The organism is Bradyrhizobium sp. USDA 326, from assembly GCF_049739485.1.
In the GTDB taxonomy this organism is placed as follows: domain Bacteria; phylum Pseudomonadota; class Alphaproteobacteria; order Rhizobiales; family Xanthobacteraceae; genus Bradyrhizobium.
Genome location: NZ_JBMGQA010000001.1, coordinates 2,903,094 through 2,925,205, shown reverse-complemented (window position 1 = coordinate 2,925,205; position 22,112 = coordinate 2,903,094). Strand labels below are relative to the sequence as shown.

Sequence of the window (22,112 nt, the reverse complement as noted above, 5' to 3'; positions counted from 1 at the left end):
GACATGTGGCAAGGCCCCGAAACGGTCGACCAGCTGCGTCGCGAGACCGCCAAGCTGAGGAAAATCAATGCCGCCCTGATGTCCCGCGTCGAGCGCTCGATGGACCAGCAGCTCAACGCCTTTTCATTGTTCGAAACCGCGATTGCGCTCGACCACAAGGTTCGCGACCGGACGCACCAGTTGCGCGAGGCGCTGCATTCGGTCGAGCTTGCGAATGAGGGCCTCTACCGTGCCAAGCAGCAGGCGGAGGCGGCGAGCTCGCTGAAGTCCTCGGTGCTGATCTCGGTCACCCACGACCTGTTGCAGCCGCTCAACGCGGCGCGCCTGACGCTGTCCGCGCTGACCGAGATGATGGAATCGCAGGAGGCGGGCGTGCTGATCGACCAGGCCAGCCGCTCGCTGGTGATGCTGGAGGACCTGCTGCGCTCGCTGCTGGAGATCGCCAAGCTCGACGCCGGCGCGCTGAAGCCCGATGTGCGCGCGATCGCGCTGGCGCCGCTGTTCGAGCAGCTCCGCAACGAATTCGAGCCGGTCGCCGCGCGGCAAGGCCTGTCCTTGCGCATCCGCACCTCACAGCTGGCGGTGAGGTCGGATGCGATGATGCTACGGCGGATCCTGCAGAACCTGCTCGCCAATGCCATTCGCTATACCCGCAGCCGCGGCGTCGTGATGGGATGCCGGCCGCGCGGCGACCGGATCTGCGTCCAGGTCTCCGACACCGGGCCCGGCATTGCGCAGGCGCAGCAGGAGGCGATCTTCCGCGAGTTCCAGCGCGGCGAGGCGATTGCGACCGACCAGGCCGGCTTCGGGCTCGGCCTCTCGATCGTGCGCCGTTTCGCAACCGTGCTCGGGCACGAGGTGCGGCTGTCGTCGCAGCTCGGCAGGGGATCGACCTTCACCCTGGAGCTGCAGCGCGCCGACCTCGCCGAGGTCGACGACGAGGTGCAGGAGGTCAACCTCGCCGAGCGGCCCTACGACTATAGCGGGCTCGAAGGCGCCAAGATCCTGCTGATCGAAAACGATCCGAACGGCTCGGAGGCGATGGCCGCGTTGCTGGAGGGATGGGGCTGCGATGTCGCGACCATGCGATCAGCCGCGGACGCGCTGGTGCGCCTCAGCGAGCTCGGCGCGCCCGATGTCGTGATTGCCGACCTCCATCTCGATCATGGCGAGAGCGGCCTGTCGGCCATCGCCGACGTCCGGGAGCATTTGAAGCTCGACACGCCCGCCATGATCATCACCGCCGACTACTCCGAGCAGGCGGCGAAGCAGGCGAGCCTGCAGGGCCTCGAAGTGCTGAAGAAGCCGATCAAGCCCGCCGAGATGCGGGCGCTGCTGTCGTTCCTGCTGAGCTGAAGCGCGCGGCTCACATCAAAAGTCGCGAAACAACCCCATGCACAGTACCGGTAACATTTTACATCATTCTATGGCTTTGACATGGACGAATTACCTGCCCCCTGTGACGCGTCCCGCATGGCAAGAAGCGACGAATCAGATCACTGCCGATCTGGCGGTGCATGCTCGCGCCTTGCCGGAGCCCCCTCGCCGGCCAGCGTCGCGAAATCGATCCGGGACATTTCGACGATGGCCTTGGTGCGGCTCAGCACGTTGAGCTTGCGCAGGATGTCGGAGACGTGGACCTTCACGGTGGTCTCGGAAATGTTCAGCTCATAGGCGATCTGCTTGTTCTGCAGGCCGCGCTTGAGCATTTCGAGCACGCGCAGTTGCTGCGGTGTCAGCTCGTGCAGGCGCCTGATGAGATCCTGCGCGGGGCCGGCGGCGCGTTGCGGGCGGACCAGCCCGCGATAGACGGCAGGGACACAGACTGCGCCCCGCAGCACCTCGCCAATCGACTGCGCCAGCTCCTGCTTCGAGGACGATTTGAGGATGTAGCCGGAGACGCCGAGCGACAAGGCGCCAGATATGATCTGCGGATCCTGATGCCCGGACACGATGACGACGGGAATTTTGGGAAAGGCCTTGCGGATGCGGATGATACCCGAAAGACCCGTGGTGCCCGGCATCGACAGATCGAGCAGGATGAGATCGAGCTCGGTGGTCGCCGCGACATGTTCGAGCGCGCCGTCGATCGACGTCGCCTGAAGGATCTCGGCCGCGGGCGCCACCATCTGGAGCGCGCCCTCGAGCGCCTCGCGAAACAGCGGATGGTCTTCGACAATCAGAAATCGCATCACGCGCGAGCCGTTCCCTGATGATTGCCCCGATGATTGCCCCGATTATTGTCCAGACGATCGTCCGGTCCGAAGTCGGAACGAGAATGTCCCGGCCCGGTCCGGCCGGCTTGATCCAGGTCAAGCGCGGCGACAAGCACGATGTCAAGCGCGAGATCGCGCGTCATTGCGGCCGCCCGCGGTCAGCTCGCGCGTGGGGCCGGGCCTTCGGATCCGGCAAGTCCACCTTGCCGATCTCGATGATCGCCTTGTTGCGGCTGAACAGGCCGAGCTTGCGCAGGATCTCGGTGATGTGCGCCTTCACCGTGGATTCGGCGAGCTGAAGCTCCTGGGCGATCTGCCGGTTCGGATAGCCGCGCCGCAGGAGATCGAGCACGCGAAGCTGCTGCGGCGTGAGCTCGCGCAGCTTGACCTCGAGCGCCTTGCTGGCCTCGGCCCGGCGCCGCTGCGGCGCAGCCACGAAATCCTTCGGCACCGACACCGATCCATTCAGCACGCCCTCGATCGATTGCGCCAGCTCGCGCTTCGACATCGATTTCGGCAGATAGCCGGCGGCCCCGAGCTCCAGCGCCTCGCGGACGACGCGCTGGTCCTCGTCGCTCGAGACGATGGCGACGGGAAGGCGCGGATAGGCTTCGCGCAAACGCAGAAAGCCAGAGAAGCCGGTCGCATCCGGCAGCAGGAGGTCGAGCAGCGCGAGGTCGATGCCCTTGCCCTGCTCGGCCGTCAGGATGTGAAGGGCATCCTCGATCGACATCGCCTCGACGATCCGCGCCTCCGGCAAGGCCAGCCGCACCGCATTGCCGAGCGCCTCGCGGAACAGCGGATGGTCGTCGATGATCAGGAAGCAGGTCATGGCGACTTCACAGGACTGCACCGCCGAATGCTGCACCGGACAGGCCTCGGCCGTCGCAACAGAAGAGGCAGAACCATCCGGCACCCGTCCGGCGCCGGGATGGCGCTGGATGCACGCTACCACATTCTCCCGATCCGGTTCGGTCAAGATCGTTCAGTCGTTCGATTCGGTCTGGACCGTCAGCAGGAAGGCATAGATGCTGTCGAACTGGTCGTCGGTATAGACCTCCTTCCAGGCCGGCATTCCCTTGTTCGGCCGTCCCTCATGAACGGTGGTCCAGAATTTCTCGCGCATCTCGTCGCCATAGCGGTGACGCAGCAGTCGCAGATCGATCTTCCGCTCGCTCTGGATCGCGTCGGGACCGTGGCAATGCGCACAGGTTCCGTTGAAGATCTCCTTGCCCGCGCCGACAGCCTGGGCGCCTGACGCGACCGCGTCGCCCTTGGTCTCGGTCGCCACGACATTGGCGACCTGGGCGACGCCCGCGCCGGCTCCAGTCCCAATGGTCGTTCCCGCCGTCGCCGCGCCGAAGCGGACCGGCGCGCCGGTCGGCAGGCCGTATTTCACCGCGAGATCGCCGATCGTGCCCTGAAGCTGCGGCAACACGGCATCGACGCGGTCACGCAGCTCGATCGAGGTCTTCGCAAAGCCGATGGCCGCATCCCACGACAGGCCTTCGCCTTCGGTAAGCTCGATTTCATAGCGGTCATTGTAGCTGGTCTTGTTCAGCCAGCCGGCGACCGGTCCCCAGATGAAGGCGACGTCGGCCCTGCCCTGGTCGAGCGCCTGCATGCCTTCCTCGGGCGACAGCACCGTCACCTTCTGGATGTCGTCGCGGCTCGCGAGCAGGTTTTGCGGCGTGCTGGCGAACTGCACGGCAACCCGCTTGCCCCTGAGGGCGTCGATGCCGCCGAGCGCCTGGCCCTTGGCGGCCACGAGAGCATAGCCCTCCTTCGCGAAGCTGTTGGAGAAGATCACGGCCGGTCCCATGAAATCCTCGGACCGGGGCAGCCCGATCATGGCGTCGCATTGCCTGCCGAGCAGCGTGACGCGCACGGTGCGCTTGCCGAAATAGGATTTGTACCAGTCATAGGCGATCGGCCGGCCAAGCGCCCGCGCCAGGGCCTGCCCGATCTCGACATAGAAGCCCGGCCTGGACGGGCTGTCGCTCGAGAATGGAAGGTTGGTCGGATCGGCGCAGAGACGGAACGGTTGCGCCTCTTCGGCGTGCAGCGGCGAGGCTGCAACAACCAGCGCCGCGGCGGCGCATGCGAGCAGGCCTGCGATGGTGCGATGTCGGCTCGCACCGATGCCAGAACGATTCGGACGCATCCTCGTCTCCCTTCCCGTTTTGCGTTTTCTTGGCATTTCCCTTGGCGGTGTTGGGCCGCAGCTCGTCGCCAGGCGCGGCGGCGCCAAGCCTCGGCCGGTGCCGCGACTCCGGTCTGGAGAAAGCGCGCGCGTATCCCGTCATCTCGGGGATACGCGCGCGAGTGGTCACTGGACGGAGAACACGAAGAGCGAACCGCCCTCGGGAGCTGCGGCCGTCATCTTCTTTCCTACCTCGCCCAGGAACGCGGGCAGCGCAGCCGTGCGGCCGACGACGATGGCGACATATTGCTTGCCGTCGACCTGGTAGGTCACCGGCCCTGCACCGATGCCGGAGCCGAGATTCTTGCTCCACAGCACCTTGCCGGACTTCGCGTCGATGGCGCGGAAGTCACCATGGATGTTGCCGGCAAACACGAGGCCGCCGCCGGTGGTCAGCGTGCCGCCGTTGAACGGCAGGTCTTCCTTGATCGACCAGACCTTCTTCTGCGCGACCGGATCCCAGGCCACGAGTTCGCCGAGGAAGCCGCCGGGGCCTTCCTTGGTCGGGAATTCGGCGCCGAGATAGAACACACCGCGCTTGTAGGCGACATCACTCACCGACCAGTCCATGCAGACATTGTTGGACGGGATGTAGACGAGGCCGGTCTGCGGATTGAACGACATCGGCTGCCAATTCTTGCCGCCGATCAGGTTCGGGCAGATGTCCTTGGCCGGATGATTCGGCCCGGGACGCTTGTCGGGATCCTCGACCGCGCGCATCGTGGCAACGTCCCACTTCTTGGCCCAGTTGGAGAAGACGTATTTCTCCGCCGACAACACCTTGCCGGTCTCACGATTGGCGACGAAGAAGAAGCCGTTGCGGTCGGCCTTCATGAGCGCCGGAACGGTGCTGCCGCCGATCTTCAGATCCGCGAGCACCGCTTCGTTGACGCCGTCATAGTCCCAAGCGTCGGCCGGCGTGGTCTGGATATGCCACTTGATCTTGCCGGTGTTGGGATCGAGCGCGAGCGTCGAGGCGGTGTAGAGGTTGGTCAGCTTGCCGAAATTGCCATCGCCGGTCGAACGTACCGCCGTGTTCCAGGGGCCGGGATTGCTGGTGCCCCAATAGACCGTGTCGGTCTTCGGATCGTAGGAGCCGACCAGCCAGGCCGCACCGCCGCCATGCTGGGCGGAGTCGCCCTTCCAGGTGTCGCCACCGGGCTCGTCCGGCGAGGGAACGGTGTAGGTCTGCCACACCTGCTTGCCGGTGTTGATGTCGAACGCGTGCAGTGCGCCGCGCACGCCGTATTCGCCGCCGCCGAAACCGGTGATGACCTTGTCGCGCACGACGAGCGGCGGCGAGGTGATGACCGAACCCTGCTTGTAGTCGACCACCTTCGCCGTCCACAGCGACTTGCCGGTCGCGGCATCGAGTGCGGTCAGCTTGCCGTCGAGGCGGCCGACGAAGATCTTGCCGTCCGCATAGGAGACGCCGCGATTGTTGACGTCGCAGCAGGCATATTGCAGCACGTCCTCGGGAATATCGGGCTCCCAGGTCCATTTCCGCGCGCCGGTGGCCGCATCGAGCGCATAGACGTATTTCGGCCCCCACGAGCTCGACACGTACAGCGTGTTGCCGACGACGATCGGGGAGGATTCGTTCGAACGCAGCGACGCCAGCGAGAAGGAATAAGCGAGCGTCAGCTTGCCGGCGTTCTCGGTGTTGATCTGCTTGAGCGGACTGAAGCGGGTGTTGGCATAGTCGTGGCCCGCAACCGCCCACTGGTTCGAATCCGATTGCGCCTTGAGCAGGGAGTCGTTGGCGTGAACGCCCGGTGCAACGGCCGCAAGCATCGCCATCATGGAGATGCCGGCCAAGAAGCCTTTCGTTCCAAAGGTCATGTATTTCCTCCGCGATGTTGTTGTGCACGCCCCGTTGGGCGCCTGAGCGCGTTGCGCTCGTGATGCGCAGTTGGCCTGCGAACTATCGTTCGAATTACAGCATCGCCTTTTCGCGCTTAGTATAGGCGGAAGGTAGTAGTGCAAATCATTGGCGGCTTTCGCCGCTCATCTCGTTGTGCCGACTTACGTCTTACCCTTGTTTTCCAGCTCGAAATGCGCACTCGAATTCAGGCGGCATCGCGCTTCGATCATCATGATGGCGCTACCAAACTTGCGAAGTTGTCGAAGAAGTTTGCGGCGAGCTTGCGTGACGTCGAATCGATCAGCCGCGCGCCGAGCTGCGCCAGCTTGCCGCCGATCTGCGCGTCGGCCTCGTAGTGCAGGATGGTGACGTCGGGCGATTCTTCTTCCAGCCTGACCTTCGCGCCGCCCTTGGCAAAGCCGGCGACGCCTCCGGCGCCTTCGCCGACGATGCGATAGCCGTTGGGCGCATCGATGTCGGTCAGCGTCACCTTGCCGCTGAACGTTGCCTTCACCGGGCCGACCTTCAGCACCACGGTCGCCGTCATCTCGGTCGGCGATGCCATCTCGAGCGATTGGCAGCCGGGAATGCAGCGCCTGAGAATATCGGGATCGTTGAGCGCAGCCCACACCGTTTGCTTGGACGCCGGGATCCGCTGACTGTCGTTCATCTGCATCGCTTCCACCCTTGTTGCCGTTGCTTGTAGGGCTCGACTAGGGGGACAGGCGGCTGCGTTCAATCGCCAGGAAGTACTAGTGCTGCTTTCCTGACCTCTCATCACTCGACGTCATTCCGGGGCGCGTCTTCTGGCACGAACCCGGAATCCATTTCCCCGCGGATTCTGCGGCCGGATGGATTCCGGGCTCCCTCGCTCCGCTCGGGCCCCGGAATGACGGAGTAGGCTGTCCTGGCCGGCGCGATCTGGCAGCGGCACTTCGCTGCATTGCCATAAGCAAAATCAATGACTTAAATCGTGCCGCCCTACTACCAAGATCGCGATTACAAAGGCGGCGGCGCATGCTCCTATTCGCGCAACGAGCAAGTCATGCGAGGGAGGAACGACGCACGACCGGGCCCGAAGTCCAGGGGCAAGCGGCAAGAATGATCACGGCACGCGCGACCAGGTCACGCGCCTATTCTGGTGGCCGCCAAGCACGCCATCGCAGATTCAGCGGCGATGTGTATCGCCCGCAATGTCGCAGCACATGATGGCTGCGGCACGAGTGGTCGTGGCCGAATCGCACATCAGCGACCGTCACCACGATGATCCTTCCATGACCGCGGTCAGCAAAAACCCAGTTGCAAAGTTTCGTTGGCGCTGTCTCTAATTAGAACCAATCAAAATCACTTTGGGAGGACTTCAAGTGTCTACAGTCAAACTGACGGTCAACGGCAAGGCCGTTGCTGTCGACGTCGAGGACCGCACGCTGCTGGTCCAGCTCCTGCGCGATCACCTCAACCTCACAGGAACCCACGTCGGCTGCGACACCAGCCAGTGCGGCGCCTGCGTCGTGCACATGGATGGCCGTGCGGTGAAATCCTGCACCATGCTGGCAGGACAGGCCGATGGCGCCAGCATCACCACGATTGAGGGCATCGCCAAGGGCGACGAGCTGCACCCGATGCAGGCTGCCTTCCGCGACAATCACGGCCTCCAATGCGGCTATTGCACGCCGGGCATGATCATGTCCGCGATCGACATCGTGCAACGCCATGGTGGCCAGCTCGACGAGGCGACCGTCCGCACCGAGCTCGAGGGCAATATCTGCCGCTGCACCGGCTACCACAACATCGTGAAAGCCGTGCTGGATGCGGCCGGACGCATGAAGGTCGCGCAGGCCGCCGAGTAGAGCGGCCGTCGCGAAGCAAGAAACCACCGCTGCGCTTTCGAGGGAAAGCGCGGGTCAACAAAATTCCGGTCGGGAGGACCAGACATGGGTGTTGAAGGCATCGGCGCACGCGTCGTGCGCAAGGAAGACAAGCGTTTCATTACCGGCAAGGGCCGTTACGTCGACGACATCAAGCTGACGGGCATGACCCATGCCTATTTCGTCCGCAGCCCGCACGCGCACGCCAAGGTGAAGGGGATCGACTCCTCCGCCGCGCTGAAGATGCCGGGCGTGGTCGCGGTGCTCACCGGCAAGCAGCTCGTCGACGACAAGGTCGGCAACCTCATTTGCGGCTGGGCCATCACCTCCAAGGACGGCAGCCCGATGAAGATGGGCGCATGGCCGGCAATGGCGCCCGAGACGGTGCGCTTCGTCGGTCAGGCCGTTGCCGTCGTGATCGCCGAAAGCAAGAATCTCGCACGCGACGCGGCGGAAGCCGTCGTCGTCGATTACGAGGAGCTTCCTGCAGTCGCCGACATGCAGGCGGCGATCAAGGCCGGCGCGCCGCAGCTTCATCCCGAGGCTCCGGGCAACCAGGTCTACGACTGGGTGATCGGCGACGAGAGCGCCACCGATGCGGCCTTCGCCAAGGCCGCCAATGTGGTGAAGCTCGACGTCACCAACAACCGTCTCGCCCCCAACGCGATGGAGCCACGCGCGGCGATCGCCGATTACGACGCAGCGGAAGAGCACTTCACGCTCTACACGACCTCGCAGAACCCGCACGTCGCCCGCCTCGTGCTGTCGGCGTTCTACAACATCGCCCCCGAGCACAAGCTGCGCGTGATCGCCCCCGACGTCGGCGGCGGCTTCGGCTCCAAGATCTTCATCTATCCCGAGGAGATGGTGGCGCTGTGGGCCTCGAAAAAGGTCGGCCGTCCCGTCAAATGGACCGGCGACCGCACCGAGGCCTTCCTCACCGACGCGCATGGCCGCGACCACATCACGCATGCCGAGATGGCGTTCGACGCCAACAACAAGATCACCGGCCTCAAGGTGAAGACCTACGCCAATTTCGGCGCCTATATGTCGCTGTTCTCGTCCTCGGTGCCGACCTATCTCTACGCGACGCTGCTGTCGGGCCAGTACAACATCCCCGCGATCCATGCCGAGGTGATCGGCGTCTACACCAACACCACGCCGGTCGACGCCTATCGCGGCGCGGGCCGCCCGGAGGCGAGCTATTTGATCGAACGTCTCATGGAAACGGCGGCGCGGCAGCTCAACGTCGATCCGGCCCAATTGCGCCGGACCAATTTCATCACCCAGTTCCCGCACCAGACGCCTGTCATCATGGCCTACGACACCGGGGACTTCAACGCCTCGCTCGATGCGGCGATGAAAGCGATCGACTATGCCGGCTTCCCCGCCCGCAAGGCCAAGGCGAAGGCCGACGGCAAGCTGCGCGGCATCGGCGTGTCCTGCTATATCGAGGCCTGCGGCATCGCGCCGTCGAAGGCGGTCGGCAGCCTGGGCGCCGGCGTCGGCCTGTGGGAATCGGCCGAGGTGCGCGTCAATCCGGTCGGGACCATCGAGATCCTCACGGGATCACACAGCCACGGCCAGGGTCACGAGACCACGTTCTGCCAGCTCGTGGCAGACCGTCTCGGCGTTCCCATCAGCCAGGTTTCGATCGTCCATGGCGACACCGACAAGGTGCAGTTCGGCATGGGCACCTACGGCTCGCGCTCGGCGGCCGTCGGCCTTACCGCGATCCTGAAGGCCATGGAGAAGATGGAATCCAAGGCCAAGAAGATCGCGGCGCATGCGCTCGAAGCCTCGGAAGCCGACATCGTCATCGAGAACGGCGAGTTCAAGGTGACCGGCACCGACAAAGCCATCGCCTTCCCGATGGTCGCGCTTGCGGCCTACACCGCGCACAATCTGCCTGAAGGCATGGAGCCGGGCCTGAAGGAGAGCGCCTTCTACGACCCGACCAACTTCACCTTCCCGGCCGGCGCCTATATCTGTGAGCTTGAGGTCGATCCCGGCACCGGCAAGACCTCCTTCGTCAACTTCGTCGCGGCCGACGATTTCGGCCGGCTGATCAACCCGATGATCGTCGAAGGCCAGGTCCATGGCGGCCTCGTGCAGGGCATCGGACAGGCGTTGCTGGAGCATGCGATCTACGATGCCAACGGCCAGCCGGTCACGGCCTCGTTCATGGATTACGCCATGCCGCGCGCCGACGACGTGCCGTCATTCAATCTGTCTCACACCACGACGCTGTGCCCGGGCAATCCGCTCGGCATCAAGGGTTGCGGTGAGGCCGGCGCGATCGGGGCATCGGCGGCCGTGATCAACGCGATCACGGATGCGATCGGCAAGAACAACCTGGAAATGCCCGCAACCCCGGACCGGGTGTGGCGCACCATCCACGCGGCTTAAGGGAGGACCGAAGATGTACCAGACCACCTATCATCGCGCCTCCTCGGTCGACGAGGCCGCCAGCCTGTTCGCCAAGGGCAGCGAGTCGAAGTTCCTCGCCGGCGGTCAAACGCTGCTGCCGGTCATGAAGCAGCGCCTCGCAGGTCCATCCGACGTCATCGACCTCGGCAGGATCAAGGAGCTGCAGGGCGTCGATCTGTCGGGCGACACGCTGACCATCAAGGCCGCGACGACCTATTACGACATCATGACGAATGCCGATGTGAAGCAGGCGATCCCCGCGATCGCCTATCTCACCTCGGTGCTCGGCGACCCCGCGGTGCGTTATCGCGGCACGATCGGCGGCTCAATCGCCAACAACGATCCGGCTGCGGATTTCCCGGCGGCGCTGCTCGCGCTCGGCGCCACCGTGAAGACCAACAAGCGGTCGATCGCGGCGGATGATTTCTTCCAGGGCCTGTTCACCACGGCGCTGGAAGACGGCGAGATCATCACCGCCGTGTCGTTCCCGGTGCCGGCCAAGGCGGGCTACGAGAAGATGCGGCATCCCGCCTCGCGCTTCGCGCTGACCGGGGTGTTCGTCGCGCAAACCAAATCCGGCGAGGTTCGCGTCGCGGCGACCGGCGCCTCCCAGAATGGCGTGATGCGGGTGCCTGCGATCGAGGCCGCGCTGAAGGCGAACTGGTCGCCATCGGCGATCGACAGCGTCAGCATCTCGGCGAACGGATTGCTGGCCGACATCCACGGCACGGCGGAATATCGCGCCAATCTGATCAAGGTGATGGCGCAGCGCGCGGTGGCTGCTGCGCGCTGATAGCGTCTCCACGCAAATTTTCCGCGGCGCGCATTTCGGTGCGCGCCGTTTTATTTTGGCCATGCGGCATGAAAACCGCTTGCCTCGCTGACGTGAAGGCGAGAAAAGTTAATCGGCCGATTAACTCGCTCAACAGAAGAAACGTCAGAGGCGATCGCCACATCAGGCGCATGCGCCCGCGACCCGAGGAAACAACAACGTGCTCGACAAACCAGCCCCCACCTCCTCCGTCCGCACCTCCGGCCCGCTCTCGGGCTTCCGCATCGTCGAGTTCGCCGGCATCGGGCCGGGCCCGTTCGCCTGCATGATGCTGGCCGACATGGGCGCCGATGTCGTCACGCTCGACCGCGTCGGCGCCAAGAAGAGCATGAAGTCGGTGGCGGGGCGCGGCCGCAAGGTGATCGAGCTCGACCTCAAGGACAAGGCGGCGATCGCGCAAGTGCTGGACCTGCTCGCGAGCGCGGACGCGCTGGTCGAGGGTTTTCGCCCCGGCGTGATGGAGCGGCTCGGGCTCGGGCCCGAAATCGTGCTCGCGCGCAACCCGAAACTGGTCTATGGCCGCATGACCGGCTGGGGCCAGGAAGGTCCGCTCGCCAACGCCGCCGGCCATGACATCAACTACATCTCCATCACCGGCGCGCTCGCCGCGATCGGCACGAAGGAGGCGCCGGTGCCGCCGCTCAACCTGGTCGGCGATTTCGGCGGCGGTGCGCTCTATCTCGTCGTCGGCGTGCTCGCGGCGCTCCTGGAAGCGCAGAAGTCCGGCAAGGGCCAGGTGGTCGATGCCGCCATGTGCGACGGCGCGGCATCGCTGATGTCCTTCTTCTTCGACATGACGGCGATGGGACGCTGGACCGAAGGGCGCAACCAGAACTTCCTCGACGGCGGCGCGCATTTCTACGGCGTCTACGAATGCGCTTGCGGCCATTTCGTCTCGATCGGCTCGATCGAGCCGCAATTCTATGCGCTGCTGCGCGAGCACGCCGGTCTCACCGACGCCGATTTCGACGCGCAGATGGATCCCAAGGCCTGGCCCGCGCTGAAGGAGAAGCTCAAGGCCGTGTTCAAGAGCAAGACGCGCGAGGACTGGTGTAAGATCATGGAAGGCACCGACATCTGCTTCGCGCCGGTGCTGACCATGTCGGAGGCCACGCAGCATCCGCACATGGTCGCGCGAAAGGTCTTCATCGAGCGCCACGGGGTGAAGCAGCCGGCACCGGCGCCGCGCTTCTCGCGCACGCCCTCGGCGGTGCGCGAGCCGGAAGCGGCGGAGATCGCGGCGGTGATGCAGGCGTGGAAAGGCTGACGTCATTCCGGGGCGCTCGCGTCGCGAGCGAACCCGGAATCTGGAGATTATCACATCGAGATTCCGGGTTCGCGCTGACGCGCGCCCCGGAATGACGGTCAGGCCGCGCTATCCACCTTCAACACCCCGCGGCGGATCTGGTCCTCCTCGATCGATTCGAACAGGGCCTTGAAATTGCCCTCGCCGAAGCCGTCGTCGCCCTTGCGCTGGATGAACTCGAAGAAGATCGGGCCGATCGCATTGGCCGAGAAGATCTGCAGCAGCACCTTGGTCTGGCCGCCCTCGACCACGCCCTCGCCGTCGATCAGGATGCCGTTCTTCCGGAGCCGCGCGACGTCCTCGCCATGCTTGGGCAGGCGCATATCGATCTTCTCGAAATAGGTGTCGGGCGGCGACGGCATGAAGGGCAGTCCAGCCTCGCGCAGACCCTCGATGGTGCGGTAGATGTCGCGGCAGCCGCAGGCGATGTGCTGGATGCCTTCGCCGCGATAGGTCTGCAGATATTCCTCGATCTGCCCGGACTCGCCGGCGTCCTCGTTGATCGGAATCCGGATCTTGCCGTCAGGGCTCGTCAGCGCGCGCGAGAACAGGCCGGATGCGCGGCCCTCGATGTCGAAGAAGCGGATCTGGCGGAAGTTGAACAGCTTCTCATAGAAGCCGGCCCAGACGTTCATGCGGCCGCGATGAACGTTGTGGGTGAGATGGTCGAGATAGAACAGGCCGGCGCCGACCGGCTTGGGATCGCGCGCGCCGAGCCATTCGAACTCGGCATCATAGGCCGAGCCCTTGGCGCCGTAGCGGTCGACGAGATAAAGCAGGCTGCCGCCGATCCCCTTGATGGCGGGCACGTCGAGCGTCTTCTGAGCGGATGATACATCGGCCGGCTCGGCGCCGAGCGAAATCGCGCGGTCATAAGCCGCCTTGGCATCGACGACTCGGAACGCCATCGATGGCGCGCAGGGGCCGTGGGCGGCAACGAACTCGTAGCCGTGGGTGCCGGGCTCCTCGTTGACGAGATAGTTGATGTCGCCCTGGCGGTAGACCGTGGTCTTCTTGATCTTGTGGCGCGCGACGGGCGCATAGCCCATCAGCTTGAACAGCGCGTGCAGCTCTTCCGGATTGGGATGCGCGTATTCGACGAACTCGAACCCGTCGGTGCCCATCGGATTGTCGGCGCTGATGGTGGCCGGCGGTGCATCGTGCGGAAACGGACCCATGCTGTTCTCCCAATTTGCTGCCGGGAGGAACTATCCTTCATAGGGTGCGCAAGGGGCGTGCAAACGGGACGTGATTTCGCTACCCTATGCACGGCTTGTGCAAGAAATGGACGATTGACGCATGATTCCTGTGGACGCCTTTGACCTCAAGATCCTGGGTGCACTCCAGGACAACGGCCGTCTCACCAACCAGGAGCTCGCCGAGCTCGCTGGCCTCTCCGCCTCGCAATGCTCGCGCCGGCGGATGCGGCTGGAGGAGGAGAAGGTGATCGCGGGCTACCATGCCGACCTCTCCAGCGAGGCGCTCGGCTTCGGCGTGATCGCCTTCATCCAGGTGGGCCTTGCGACCCACTCCCCGGACAATTCCAAGCGCTTTCGCGCGCTGGTGAACCGGATCGACGAGATCCAGGAGGCGTATTCGCTCACGGGCGACGCCGACTATGTGCTGAAGGCCGTGCTGCGCGACCTCAAGGGCCTCTCCAACCTCGTCAACGACATCTTGATGCCGCACCAGAGCGTGGCACATGTGCGCTCCTCGATCGTGCTCGACAGGCTCAAGGAAAGCTCACGGCTGCCGCTCAAGGAAATCAGAGCCGGCTGAAATCGAGGGAACTATGGCATTCGCGCTGGCTACGCGATCTGCGATGATCGCAGCTCCACGTGCGGAGATTCGACATGGCCCTCCAGCTTCGGCCGAACTGCGAATATTGCGACCGCGACCTGCCGCCGAACGCAACGGACGCGCGGATCTGCTCCTATGAATGCACGTTCTGTGCGGATTGCGTCGAGACGAAGCTGTTCAACGTCTGCCCGAATTGCGGCGGCGGTTTTGCCCCGCGCCCGATCAGACCGACGCAGGAGTGGCGCCCCGGCGTTTGCACAGCGAAGCAGGCGCCGTCCGACAATCGGGTGCATCTGAAGTACAGTGTGGAGGATGTCGCGGCGCATTGTGCGCGGGTGCGCGACGTGCCGCCGGAGAGACGGTGATTTGGCCCGTCATTCCGCCGCCACGATCGTCCCCTCGACCTCGCCGAAGCCGACACGATAACCACTGCCCTGGCACCAGCCGCGCATCACGAGACTGTCGCCGTCTTCGAGGAACGAGCGCTTGGCGCCGCCGGGCAATTCCACCGGCTCGGTGCCGTTCCAACTGATCTCGAGCAAGCTGCCGCGCTGGTTCTTCTCCGGCCCAGAGATCGTGCCGCTGCCCAGGAGATCCCCGACATTCATGGCGCAGCCGCTGGAGGCGTGGTGCATCAGCTGCTGCACCGAGGACCAGTACATGTACTTGAAATTGGTGCGGCTGATGCTGGCGGGTGCATTGGCACCGGCAGCACGTAAGGAGACGTCCAGCGCGACATCGTAGTTCTGCGGCTTCGTCTGCTTGAGATAGTCGAGCGGCACCGGCTCCTGCTCCGGCCCCTTCAGCCGGAACGGCTCCAATGCCTCGCGCGTCACCACCCAGGGGCTGATCGAGGTCGCAAACGCCTTGGCGAGAAACGGCCCGAGCGGCACATATTCCCATTGCTGGATGTCGCGCGCACTCCAGTCGTTGAGCAGCACGAAGCCGAAGATCATCTCCTCGGCCTGTTGCTCTGTGAGCATTCCGCCCATCGGCGAGGGCTGACCGATCACGACACCCATCTCCAGCTCGAAATCGAGCCGCTTGCACGGCCCGAAGCTCGGTACATCCACATTCGGTGGCTTCAGTTGCCCGCGAGGCCGCTTCACCTGCGTGCCGGAGACCACGACGGTGGAGGTCCGGCCGTTATAGGCGATCGGCATATGCAGCCAGTTCGGCTGCAGCGCATTGTCCTTGCCGCGGAACATCACGCCGACATTGGTGGCGTGCTCTTTCGAGGAATAGAAATCGGTGTAGCCGGAGACGGTGAAGGGCAGATGCAGTTTGGCATAGCCCATCGGCACCAGCGCGCGGCTGCGCAGCTCCTCGTTGTCGCGCAACTCCGGATGATCGTGACGCAGCAATTCGCTGATGCGCGCGCGGGTCTTGCTCCAGACCTTCGGTCCCAGCGCCATGAAGGGATTGAGCGAGGCGCCGGAGAACACGCCGAGCGGGCCGACGTCGAGCCGGGAATCCTGCTCGAGCTCCCAGAGATCAAGCACATAGCTTCCAATCGCAACGCCAACGCGCGGCGTCGGATTGGAAGCGGTCGAGAACACACCATAAGGCAGGTTCTGGATCGGGAAGTCGGAAGAAGGATCGACCTCGATGAACGAGCGGAGGCTGGGGTCGTTGGGGTGGGGCACGCGAATTCTCCGATTGAAAAATTCGTCATGCCCGGGCTTGACCCGGGCATCCATCATCTCAAGGGGATGGATCGCCGGGTCAAGCCCGGCGATGACGAGCGACAAGGACTTACGGCCTGCTCGGATCGAACCGCTTCTCCAACCCTTTCCAACAATCCGCGTAATCGTCCTGCAGCGTCGAGGAGTTCGCGGCGTGCGCGGTGACGCGCTGCGGGTAGCGGGTCTCGAACATGAAGGCCATGGTGCCGGTCAGCTTCACTGGCTTCAATTCGCCGTTGCTGGCGTGCTCGAAGGCGTCGCGGTCCGGACCGTGCGGCAGCATGCAATTGTGCAGGCTCATGCCGCCGGGGACGAAGCCTTGTGGCTTGGCGTCATAGACGCCGTAGATCAGCCCCATGAACTCGCTCATGATGTTCATGTGGTACCAGGGCGGACGGAAGGTGTTCTCGGCGACCATCCAGCGCTCGGGGAAGATCACGAAGTCGATATTCGCGGTGCCCGCGGTCTCCGACGGCGAAGTCAGCACCGTGAAGATCGAGGGATCGGGATGGTCGAAGCCGATCGCGCCGACGGGAGAGAAGGTGCGCAGATCGTACTTATACGGCGCGTAATTGCCGTGCCAGGCGACGACGTCGATCGGCGAATGCGGCAAGGTCGTCTTGAACAGCGAGCCGCCCCACTTCACCAACAGTTCGGTCGGCGTGTCCTTGTCCTCGTAGCTTGCGACCGGCGTGAGGAAGTCGCGGGCGTTGGCGAGACAATTGGCGCCGATCGGGCCGCGCTCCGGCAGGGTGAAGGCGCCGCCGTAATTCTCGCAGAGATAGCCGCGCGCCGGGCCATTCGGAATCTCGACGCGGAACTTGACGCCGCGCGGGATCACCACGATCTCGCCGGGCTCGGCATCGATGCGGCCGAACTCGGTGAGGAGGCGAAGATTGCCCTGCTGAAGCACGAACATCAGCTCGCCGTCGGCATTGTAGAAATGCTGGTCCACCATCGATTTGGTGATGAGGTAGACATGCGCGGCCATGCCAGCCTGCGTGTTGACGTCGCCGGCCGTGGTCATGGTCTGCACGCCCTCAACGAAGGTGACATCCTCCTTGGGGAGCGGCGTCGGATCCCAGCGCAGCTGCGCGATCGGCAGGTCGTATTCATGGCACGGCGCCGAGCGCCACAAGCCGGCATCGACCTTCTCGAAGCGGCCGGAGTGCTTCACCGAGGGACGGATGCGGTAGAGCCAGGAGCGCTCATTGCTGCCGCGCGGCGCCGTGAAGGGCGAGCCCGAGAGCTGCTCGGCATAGAGCCCGTAGGCGCAGCGCTGCGGCGAGTTGCGCCCGATCGGCAGCGCGCCCGGCAGCGCTTCCGTCTCAAAGCTGTTGCCGAAGCCGGACATGTAGCCCGGCGTCACCTGAGCCGAGCTGCGGATGATCTGGTCAGGCGAGGTATTGATGTTCATGACTATCCTCCTCCTTGCAGGGCGGCCCACATTTCCTGATCGCGCTTGTCGGTCCAGATCACGGGGTCGTCGATCCCGGACGCTTCGTCGTAGGCGCGCGACACGTTGAATGGCAGGCAGTGCTCGTAGATGGCGAAGCTGGAAAATTTGGGATCCATCACCTCGCGGGTGGCCGCCATCGATTCCTTCAGCGTACGTCCCCGGGCAACGGAGATCTCGGCCGCGCCATAGAGTGAGGTGACGAAATCGCGCGTCATCGCGATGGCCTCGCGCACCGTGGCAGTGCCCTTCAGCGCATCGCCCCGGCCCGGCGCGATCGCCTTGGGATTGAAGTTGCGGATCTCGTTCAGCGTCATCGGCCATTCGCGCAAATGCGCATCGCCGCAATAGCAGGCCGAGTGATATTCGATGAGGTCCCCGGAGAACATCACCTCCGCGTCCGGCACCCAGGCGACGATGTCGCCGGAGGTATGGCCGGCGCCCAGCTGCATCAGGCGAACCTCGCGCTTGCCGAGGTAGATCGTCATCTCGCCTTCAAAGGTCAGCGTCGGCCAGGTCAGGCCGGGAATGCTCTGCGCGTCCTGGAACAACCGAGGGAAGCGGCCGTATTCGGAATCCCAGTCCTGCTTGCCGCGCTCCGCGATCAGCCGATGCGTCTCCTGCGAAGCGACGATGCCTTGCGCCTTGTAGGCGGAGGCCCCGAGCACGCGCACGGCGTGATAGTGCGAGAGCACGACATACTTGATTGGCTTGTCGGTGACGGCACGCACGCGCTCGATCACCTTGTTCGCCATCGCGGGCGTCGCCTGCGCGTCGAACACGAGGCAGCCGTCGTCGCCGACGATGACGGCGGTGTTCGGATCGCCCTCGGCGGTGAAAGCATAGAGATCGGTACCGATCTCGGAGAAGGTGATCTTCTTCTCGGAGAGATCGCCGGTGGATGCGAAGTTCTTCGCCATCAATTCGTCCTTACAGGTTTATTGCTGTTGCTGTTGTTGCTGCTGACCGTCGACCATGCGGCGCTTCGCCAGCCCGATCGCCTCGCGCAGCACGTCGATATCGCCGATATGGTTGGCGAGGATCAGCACCAGCGCCGAATCGAGATCGGCGCTCTGCTCCTCGGTGAGACCGCGATGCGCCTCGACAATGGCGCGGAAGGCGTCGTCGGGGCGTGCGAAGTTGGAGCTGGTGGAAAGCGGCATGCGAAACCTCAATACAAGCCTTCGGCACGCACCAGCGCTGCCGCGATCGTCGCACGCGCCGGATGGCGGAAGCGCGCCGCGACATAACCATCCGGCCTCAGCAGATAGGCCGCGCCCGGTTCGGCGCCGTAGCGCTTTGCGATGGAGCCCGAGGGATCGGCAAACCCGCCCTCACCGCCGATGCGGATGCCCTTGACCCCACCGGGCGCATCGATGGGCGCACCATTGCTGAACGACAGCAAGGTGAAGTCCGTTCCACCCTGGCGGAAGGCATCCGTCAGATAGATCTGCTCGCCGGTGGGCGTGGTAGCGGGGGCGTCGAGCATGGAACAGCCGGGCGACGGTCCACCGTGCCACGTATCCGCGTCGAGCGAGGACAACGGCGTGTCATAGCTGCATGGCACCGACAGCCGGCCGCCATTGACCATACGCTTGCCGAACTCGGTCTCCTTGGCCAGCGACAGCACCGCCTTGCGCAGCCGCGCCTCCTGGTGCGAGTTCGGTGCCATGAAGTCGGTCGAGCGGGTGGATTCGCGGATGTTCTCGTCGGCTGCTGCGCTGCGCTCGATGTGATAGCTCTCGAGCAGGCTCGCTGGCGAAGTGCCGCGCAGCACGCGATCGAGCTTCCAGGACAGGTTTTCGGCGTCTTCGAGCCCGGAATTGGCGCCGCGTGCGCCGAAGGGTGAGACCTGATGCGCGGAATCGCCGGCAAAGATGACGCGGCCATGGATGAAGCGATCCATCCGCCGGCACTGGAATTTGTACAGCGAGATCCACTCGAACGCGAACTTGTCGTGACCGAGCATGCGCGCGATCCGCGGCCGCACGTTCTCGGGCTTCTTCTCGAGAACAGGATCGGCATAGCGATTGAGCTGGAGATCGATGCGCCAGACGTCGTCGGGCTGCCGGTGCAGCAGCGCGGAACGGCCGGCATGGAACGGCGGATCGAACCAGAACCAGCGCTCGGTCGGGAATTCCGCGGTCATCTTGACGTCGGCGATCAGGAACTGGTCCTCGAACACCTGGCCGGCAAACTCGGCGCCGACCATCTGCCGCAGCGAGGAGCGCGCGCCGTCGCAGGCGATGACATACTGCGCATGCAGCCGATAGGCGCCCTCGGGCGTCTCGATCGTCAACGCGACAGAATCGTTGCGCTGCTCGAGCGCCGTCACCTTGTTGCGCCAGCGCAGATCTATCTCAGGCAGATCGTTGATGCGATCGACCAGATAGGCCTCGGCGTAATATTGCTGGAGATTGATGAAGGCCGGCCGCTTGTGGCCCTCCTCCGGCAGCAGGTTGAACTGGTAAAGCTGGGATTCGCCGTGGAAGATGCGGCCGACGCTCCACACCACACCCTTGTCGACCATGCGGTCGCCGACGCCGAGCCGGTCCCAATATTCCAGCGAGCGCTTCGAGAAGCAGATCGCGCGCGAGCCCTCGCCGATGCGGTCGGCATCGTCCAGCAGGACGACACGCTGGCCGCGCTGAGCAAGATCGATCGCGAGCGACAGCCCGACCAGGCCCGCACCGACGACCACGACCGCGTGCTCAGCCGGGCTCTGGCCGGAGCGATCCTGATCGGGGTGGCGTCGATAGCCGAACTGGGACTTGGCCTGCGCCATACACTAACCTCGGCTCTGGTCAGGAGAGGACTGATCTGCTAGATAGTCTCACGTGCAACTATTTTGGACCGGAGCCGGCCGGCCGTCAACTGGAATTCGGAGCGCTTTGCTTGGCGAGGACATCCAGCGACATCGCGCTGAAGGCGCGTGAGGCCGGCGAGGCTTCAGCGCGGCCAAAGCCACGGCTCGACCTGTTCAAGTTCGTGCCGTTCCGCCTCAACCGGCTCGCAGCGGAAGTCAGTTCCGCGCTTTCGGTCGAATATCAGGAACGACATGGCCTCGACATTCCGGCCTGGCGCGTGATCGCCACCCTCGGCTTCCGCAACGACGCCTGCAGCGCGCAGTACGTCGCGCAATGCACCCGCACGCATAAATCCACCATCAGCCGCGCGGTGACCACGCTGCTCAATGACGACCTGATCGAACGGGTCGAGAACGAGGCCGACCGCCGCGAATTCCGCCTGCAACTGACGAAGAAGGGCCGCGCGCTGTACGAAGAGCTTTTCCCGCAATTGCTGCGGCGGGAAGACGAGATCCTCGCCTGCCTCTCGGCGCAGGAGCGCAAGCAACTCTCGGCCCTGCTCGGCAAGATCGAGCAGAGCCTCGACCTGATCCAGACCAGCGAAGAAGCCGACGCCAAGCAGGCGTATTAGCTCCTCCGTCATTCCGGGGCGCCGCAGAGCGGCGAACCCGGAATCTCGCGCCACAACTTCTGGATTCCGGGTTCGCGCGCCGCGCGCCCGGGAATGACGGCTACACTGTCACTTCGCAAACGATCGCGTCGGTGGCAAATGCAGTGCCCAGGCGTCGACCTTGTCGCTGGCGCGCGGATAGATCTCGGTCACGATCGGATCGTGGCCGGGGATGAATCTATCGGGGTGCCCGGCGAGACGCTCGATCGTCTCCCAACCCTGCGCCATGTCGCCGACATTGTAGACGATGGGGAACGGGCTCCTGCGCTGCAGATTGGCGTAGTAATGCGCGGCATCGGATGCCAGCACGACCGGACCGCGCGCGGTTTCGACCCTGACCACCTGCAAGCCGTCGGAATGCCCGCCGACGCGGTGCACGGTCATGCCTGGAGCAACCTCGCCGTCACCGGAATAGAAATTGACACGCTCGCCATAGACATGGCGCACCATCTGCGTGACGTGCTCGACCGAGAACGGATGTCGCAGCAGTCCGTTGCACATGCAGCGTCCCGTCGCGTAAGCCATCTCGCGCTCCTGCAGATGGAAACGCGCGTTCGGGAAGCGGTCGAGATTGCCGGCATGGTCGTAATGCAGATGCGTCACGATGACGTCGCGGATACTCGAAGCCGCGACGCCGAAACGCTCCAGCGCATCGACGGGATTGAGCGTGAGTTTGCGCGCCCTCGCGCTCGCTTCCTCGGCATTGAAGCCGGTATCGACCAGAATGTCGCGGCCACCGCCGCGGATCAGCCAGACGAAATAGTCGAGGTCCTGCGCCGCACTGTCATGTGGATCGGGCGCCAGGAAGTTCATGCTGGGGGTGCGCGGCGACATCGTCGCATAGCGAAGGGCGTAGATTTCGTAGACGTTTCCCATGGTCTTGCTTTTCTGAGTTGGATCTTCCGGGACGATCGAGCACACCAAGCCATCGTCGGCAGGAAAGGTCAAACGGGGCATTGCGCCGGGAGCCGGTCC

Annotated in this window: 21 protein-coding genes; 8 read left to right on the top strand and 13 right to left on the bottom strand. The window is 64.3% G+C overall.

Translation table 11 applies throughout. The features are described 5' to 3' along the window. Nucleotides 1-3: 3 nt before the first annotated feature. Nucleotides 4-1,356, top strand: a complete 1,353-nt coding sequence (locus tag ABIG06_RS13945) for a hybrid sensor histidine kinase/response regulator (RefSeq protein WP_370140838.1) — start codon at nt 4-6, stop codon at nt 1,354-1,356. A 140-nt stretch (nt 1,357-1,496) separates the two neighbouring features. Here ABIG06_RS13945 and ABIG06_RS13940 read toward each other — a convergent pair whose 3' ends face one another. From ABIG06_RS13940 to ABIG06_RS13915, 6 genes are all read right to left on the bottom strand, one after another. Further along, a complete protein-coding gene (locus ABIG06_RS13940; protein WP_370137149.1) occupies nt 1,497-2,192 on the bottom strand; it encodes a response regulator in 696 nt (231 codons plus the stop codon). Beyond that, entirely contained in the window at nt 2,192-2,359 is a 168-nt protein-coding gene (locus ABIG06_RS13935; protein WP_370137147.1) for a hypothetical protein, read from the bottom strand. The genes ABIG06_RS13940 and ABIG06_RS13935 overlap by 1 nt, the downstream gene beginning before the upstream one ends. After that, a complete protein-coding gene (locus tag ABIG06_RS13930) occupies nt 2,356-3,048 on the bottom strand; it encodes a response regulator (protein WP_370140837.1) in 693 nt (230 codons plus the stop codon). Before ABIG06_RS13930 ends, ABIG06_RS13935 begins: the two co-directional genes overlap by 4 nt. A 153-nt stretch (nt 3,049-3,201) precedes the next feature. Next, nucleotides 3,202-4,380, bottom strand: a complete 1,179-nt coding sequence (locus tag ABIG06_RS13925; RefSeq protein WP_370137145.1) for a c-type cytochrome — start codon at nt 4,378-4,380, stop codon at nt 3,202-3,204. A 165-nt stretch (nt 4,381-4,545) separates the two neighbouring features. Then, on the bottom strand, nt 4,546-6,261 hold the full coding sequence (locus tag ABIG06_RS13920) for a PQQ-dependent methanol/ethanol family dehydrogenase (protein ID WP_370137143.1): 1,716 nt from the start codon (nt 6,259-6,261) through the stop codon (nt 4,546-4,548). A 251-nt stretch (nt 6,262-6,512) separates the two neighbouring features. Continuing rightward, the gene (locus ABIG06_RS13915; protein ID WP_124162125.1) at nt 6,513-6,959 is read right to left on the bottom strand and encodes an SRPBCC family protein; all 447 of its coding nucleotides are present in this window, start codon (nt 6,957-6,959) and stop codon (nt 6,513-6,515) included. Nucleotides 6,960-7,647: 688 nt separating this feature from the next. Between ABIG06_RS13915 and ABIG06_RS13910 the strand changes: the two genes are divergently transcribed. From ABIG06_RS13910 to ABIG06_RS13895, 4 genes are all read left to right on the top strand, one after another. Beyond that, nucleotides 7,648-8,133, top strand: coding sequence for a (2Fe-2S)-binding protein (locus ABIG06_RS13910; protein WP_370137141.1), 486 nt, complete (start codon nt 7,648-7,650; stop codon nt 8,131-8,133). An 84-nt stretch (nt 8,134-8,217) separates the two neighbouring features. Then, on the top strand, nt 8,218-10,560 hold the full coding sequence (locus ABIG06_RS13905) for a xanthine dehydrogenase family protein molybdopterin-binding subunit (RefSeq protein WP_124162124.1): 2,343 nt from the start codon (nt 8,218-8,220) through the stop codon (nt 10,558-10,560). A gap of 13 nt (nt 10,561-10,573) precedes the next feature. After that, nucleotides 10,574-11,374 (top strand): FAD binding domain-containing protein, encoded by an 801-nt coding sequence (locus ABIG06_RS13900; protein ID WP_370137139.1) that lies wholly within the window; start codon nt 10,574-10,576, stop codon nt 11,372-11,374. 199 nt (nt 11,375-11,573) lie between these two features. After that, a complete protein-coding gene (locus ABIG06_RS13895) occupies nt 11,574-12,680 on the top strand; it encodes a CaiB/BaiF CoA transferase family protein (RefSeq protein WP_370137137.1) in 1,107 nt (368 codons plus the stop codon). A gap of 98 nt (nt 12,681-12,778) precedes the next feature. Here the strand turns inward: ABIG06_RS13895 and hppD are convergent, their stop codons facing one another. Next, nucleotides 12,779-13,897 (bottom strand): 4-hydroxyphenylpyruvate dioxygenase, encoded by a 1,119-nt coding sequence (gene hppD, locus ABIG06_RS13890; RefSeq protein ID WP_370137136.1) that lies wholly within the window; start codon nt 13,895-13,897, stop codon nt 12,779-12,781. Nucleotides 13,898-14,018: 121 nt separating this feature from the next. Between hppD and ABIG06_RS13885 the strand changes: the two genes are divergently transcribed. Both ABIG06_RS13885 and ABIG06_RS13880 read left to right on the top strand, forming a co-directional pair. Then, nucleotides 14,019-14,498, top strand: coding sequence for an Lrp/AsnC family transcriptional regulator (locus ABIG06_RS13885; protein ID WP_124162120.1), 480 nt, complete (start codon nt 14,019-14,021; stop codon nt 14,496-14,498). A 74-nt stretch (nt 14,499-14,572) separates the two neighbouring features. Continuing rightward, nucleotides 14,573-14,884 (top strand): DUF1272 domain-containing protein, encoded by a 312-nt coding sequence (locus ABIG06_RS13880; protein ID WP_370137134.1) that lies wholly within the window; start codon nt 14,573-14,575, stop codon nt 14,882-14,884. Between the two features lie 9 nt (nt 14,885-14,893). Here the strand turns inward: ABIG06_RS13880 and fahA are convergent, their stop codons facing one another. From fahA to ABIG06_RS13855, 5 genes are all read right to left on the bottom strand, one after another. After that, on the bottom strand, nt 14,894-16,165 hold the full coding sequence (fahA, locus tag ABIG06_RS13875; protein WP_370137132.1) for a fumarylacetoacetase: 1,272 nt from the start codon (nt 16,163-16,165) through the stop codon (nt 14,894-14,896). 109 nt (nt 16,166-16,274) lie between these two features. After that, the gene (hmgA, locus tag ABIG06_RS13870) at nt 16,275-17,621 is read right to left on the bottom strand and encodes a homogentisate 1,2-dioxygenase (protein WP_370137131.1); all 1,347 of its coding nucleotides are present in this window, start codon (nt 17,619-17,621) and stop codon (nt 16,275-16,277) included. A 2-nt stretch (nt 17,622-17,623) separates the two neighbouring features. After that, a complete protein-coding gene (locus ABIG06_RS13865; RefSeq protein WP_124162116.1) occupies nt 17,624-18,580 on the bottom strand; it encodes an MBL fold metallo-hydrolase in 957 nt (318 codons plus the stop codon). A gap of 18 nt (nt 18,581-18,598) precedes the next feature. Then, nucleotides 18,599-18,823, bottom strand: coding sequence for a DUF2783 domain-containing protein (locus ABIG06_RS13860; RefSeq protein WP_124162115.1), 225 nt, complete (start codon nt 18,821-18,823; stop codon nt 18,599-18,601). Nucleotides 18,824-18,831: 8 nt separating this feature from the next. After that, nucleotides 18,832-20,445 carry an FAD-dependent oxidoreductase gene (locus ABIG06_RS13855; RefSeq protein WP_370137128.1) on the bottom strand — a complete coding sequence of 538 codons (1,614 nt, stop codon included), beginning with the start codon at nt 20,443-20,445 and terminating at the stop codon, nt 18,832-18,834. 110 nt (nt 20,446-20,555) lie between these two features. Here ABIG06_RS13855 and ABIG06_RS13850 point away from each other — a divergent pair, with 110 nt between their 5' ends. Beyond that, nucleotides 20,556-21,098, top strand: coding sequence for a MarR family winged helix-turn-helix transcriptional regulator (locus ABIG06_RS13850; RefSeq protein WP_370137127.1), 543 nt, complete (start codon nt 20,556-20,558; stop codon nt 21,096-21,098). Between the two features lie 108 nt (nt 21,099-21,206). On the opposite strand, the gene ABIG06_RS13845 is transcribed toward ABIG06_RS13850, so the two are convergent. After that, the gene (locus ABIG06_RS13845) at nt 21,207-22,013 is read right to left on the bottom strand and encodes an N-acyl homoserine lactonase family protein (protein ID WP_124162112.1); all 807 of its coding nucleotides are present in this window, start codon (nt 22,011-22,013) and stop codon (nt 21,207-21,209) included. Nucleotides 22,014-22,112 lie beyond the last annotated feature (99 nt).

Excerpts from the sequence above, each read along its gene's own strand:
- ABIG06_RS13945 (WP_370140838.1), top strand. The coding sequence starts at position 4 with ATGTGGCAAGGCCCCGAAACGGTCGACCAGCTGCGTCGCGAGACCGCC.
- ABIG06_RS13940 (WP_370137149.1), bottom strand. The coding sequence starts at position 2,192 with ATGCGATTTCTGATTGTCGAAGACCATCCGCTGTTTCGCGAGGCGCTC.
- ABIG06_RS13935 (WP_370137147.1), bottom strand. The coding sequence starts at position 2,359 with ATGACGCGCGATCTCGCGCTTGACATCGTGCTTGTCGCCGCGCTTGAC.
- ABIG06_RS13930 (WP_370140837.1), bottom strand. The coding sequence starts at position 3,048 with ATGACCTGCTTCCTGATCATCGACGACCATCCGCTGTTCCGCGAGGCG.
- ABIG06_RS13925 (WP_370137145.1), bottom strand. The coding sequence starts at position 4,380 with ATGCGTCCGAATCGTTCTGGCATCGGTGCGAGCCGACATCGCACCATC.
- ABIG06_RS13920 (WP_370137143.1), bottom strand. The coding sequence starts at position 6,261 with ATGACCTTTGGAACGAAAGGCTTCTTGGCCGGCATCTCCATGATGGCG.
- ABIG06_RS13915 (WP_124162125.1), bottom strand. The coding sequence starts at position 6,959 with ATGCAGATGAACGACAGTCAGCGGATCCCGGCGTCCAAGCAAACGGTG.
- ABIG06_RS13905 (WP_124162124.1), top strand. The coding sequence starts at position 8,218 with ATGGGTGTTGAAGGCATCGGCGCACGCGTCGTGCGCAAGGAAGACAAG.
- ABIG06_RS13900 (WP_370137139.1), top strand. The coding sequence starts at position 10,574 with ATGTACCAGACCACCTATCATCGCGCCTCCTCGGTCGACGAGGCCGCC.
- hppD (WP_370137136.1), bottom strand. The coding sequence starts at position 13,897 with ATGGGTCCGTTTCCGCACGATGCACCGCCGGCCACCATCAGCGCCGAC.
- ABIG06_RS13885 (WP_124162120.1), top strand. The coding sequence starts at position 14,019 with ATGATTCCTGTGGACGCCTTTGACCTCAAGATCCTGGGTGCACTCCAG.
- ABIG06_RS13880 (WP_370137134.1), top strand. The coding sequence starts at position 14,573 with ATGGCCCTCCAGCTTCGGCCGAACTGCGAATATTGCGACCGCGACCTG.
- hmgA (WP_370137131.1), bottom strand. The coding sequence starts at position 17,621 with ATGAACATCAATACCTCGCCTGACCAGATCATCCGCAGCTCGGCTCAG.
- ABIG06_RS13865 (WP_124162116.1), bottom strand. The coding sequence starts at position 18,580 with ATGGCGAAGAACTTCGCATCCACCGGCGATCTCTCCGAGAAGAAGATC.
- ABIG06_RS13860 (WP_124162115.1), bottom strand. The coding sequence starts at position 18,823 with ATGCCGCTTTCCACCAGCTCCAACTTCGCACGCCCCGACGACGCCTTC.
- ABIG06_RS13855 (WP_370137128.1), bottom strand. The coding sequence starts at position 20,445 with ATGGCGCAGGCCAAGTCCCAGTTCGGCTATCGACGCCACCCCGATCAG.
- ABIG06_RS13845 (WP_124162112.1), bottom strand. The coding sequence starts at position 22,013 with ATGGGAAACGTCTACGAAATCTACGCCCTTCGCTATGCGACGATGTCG.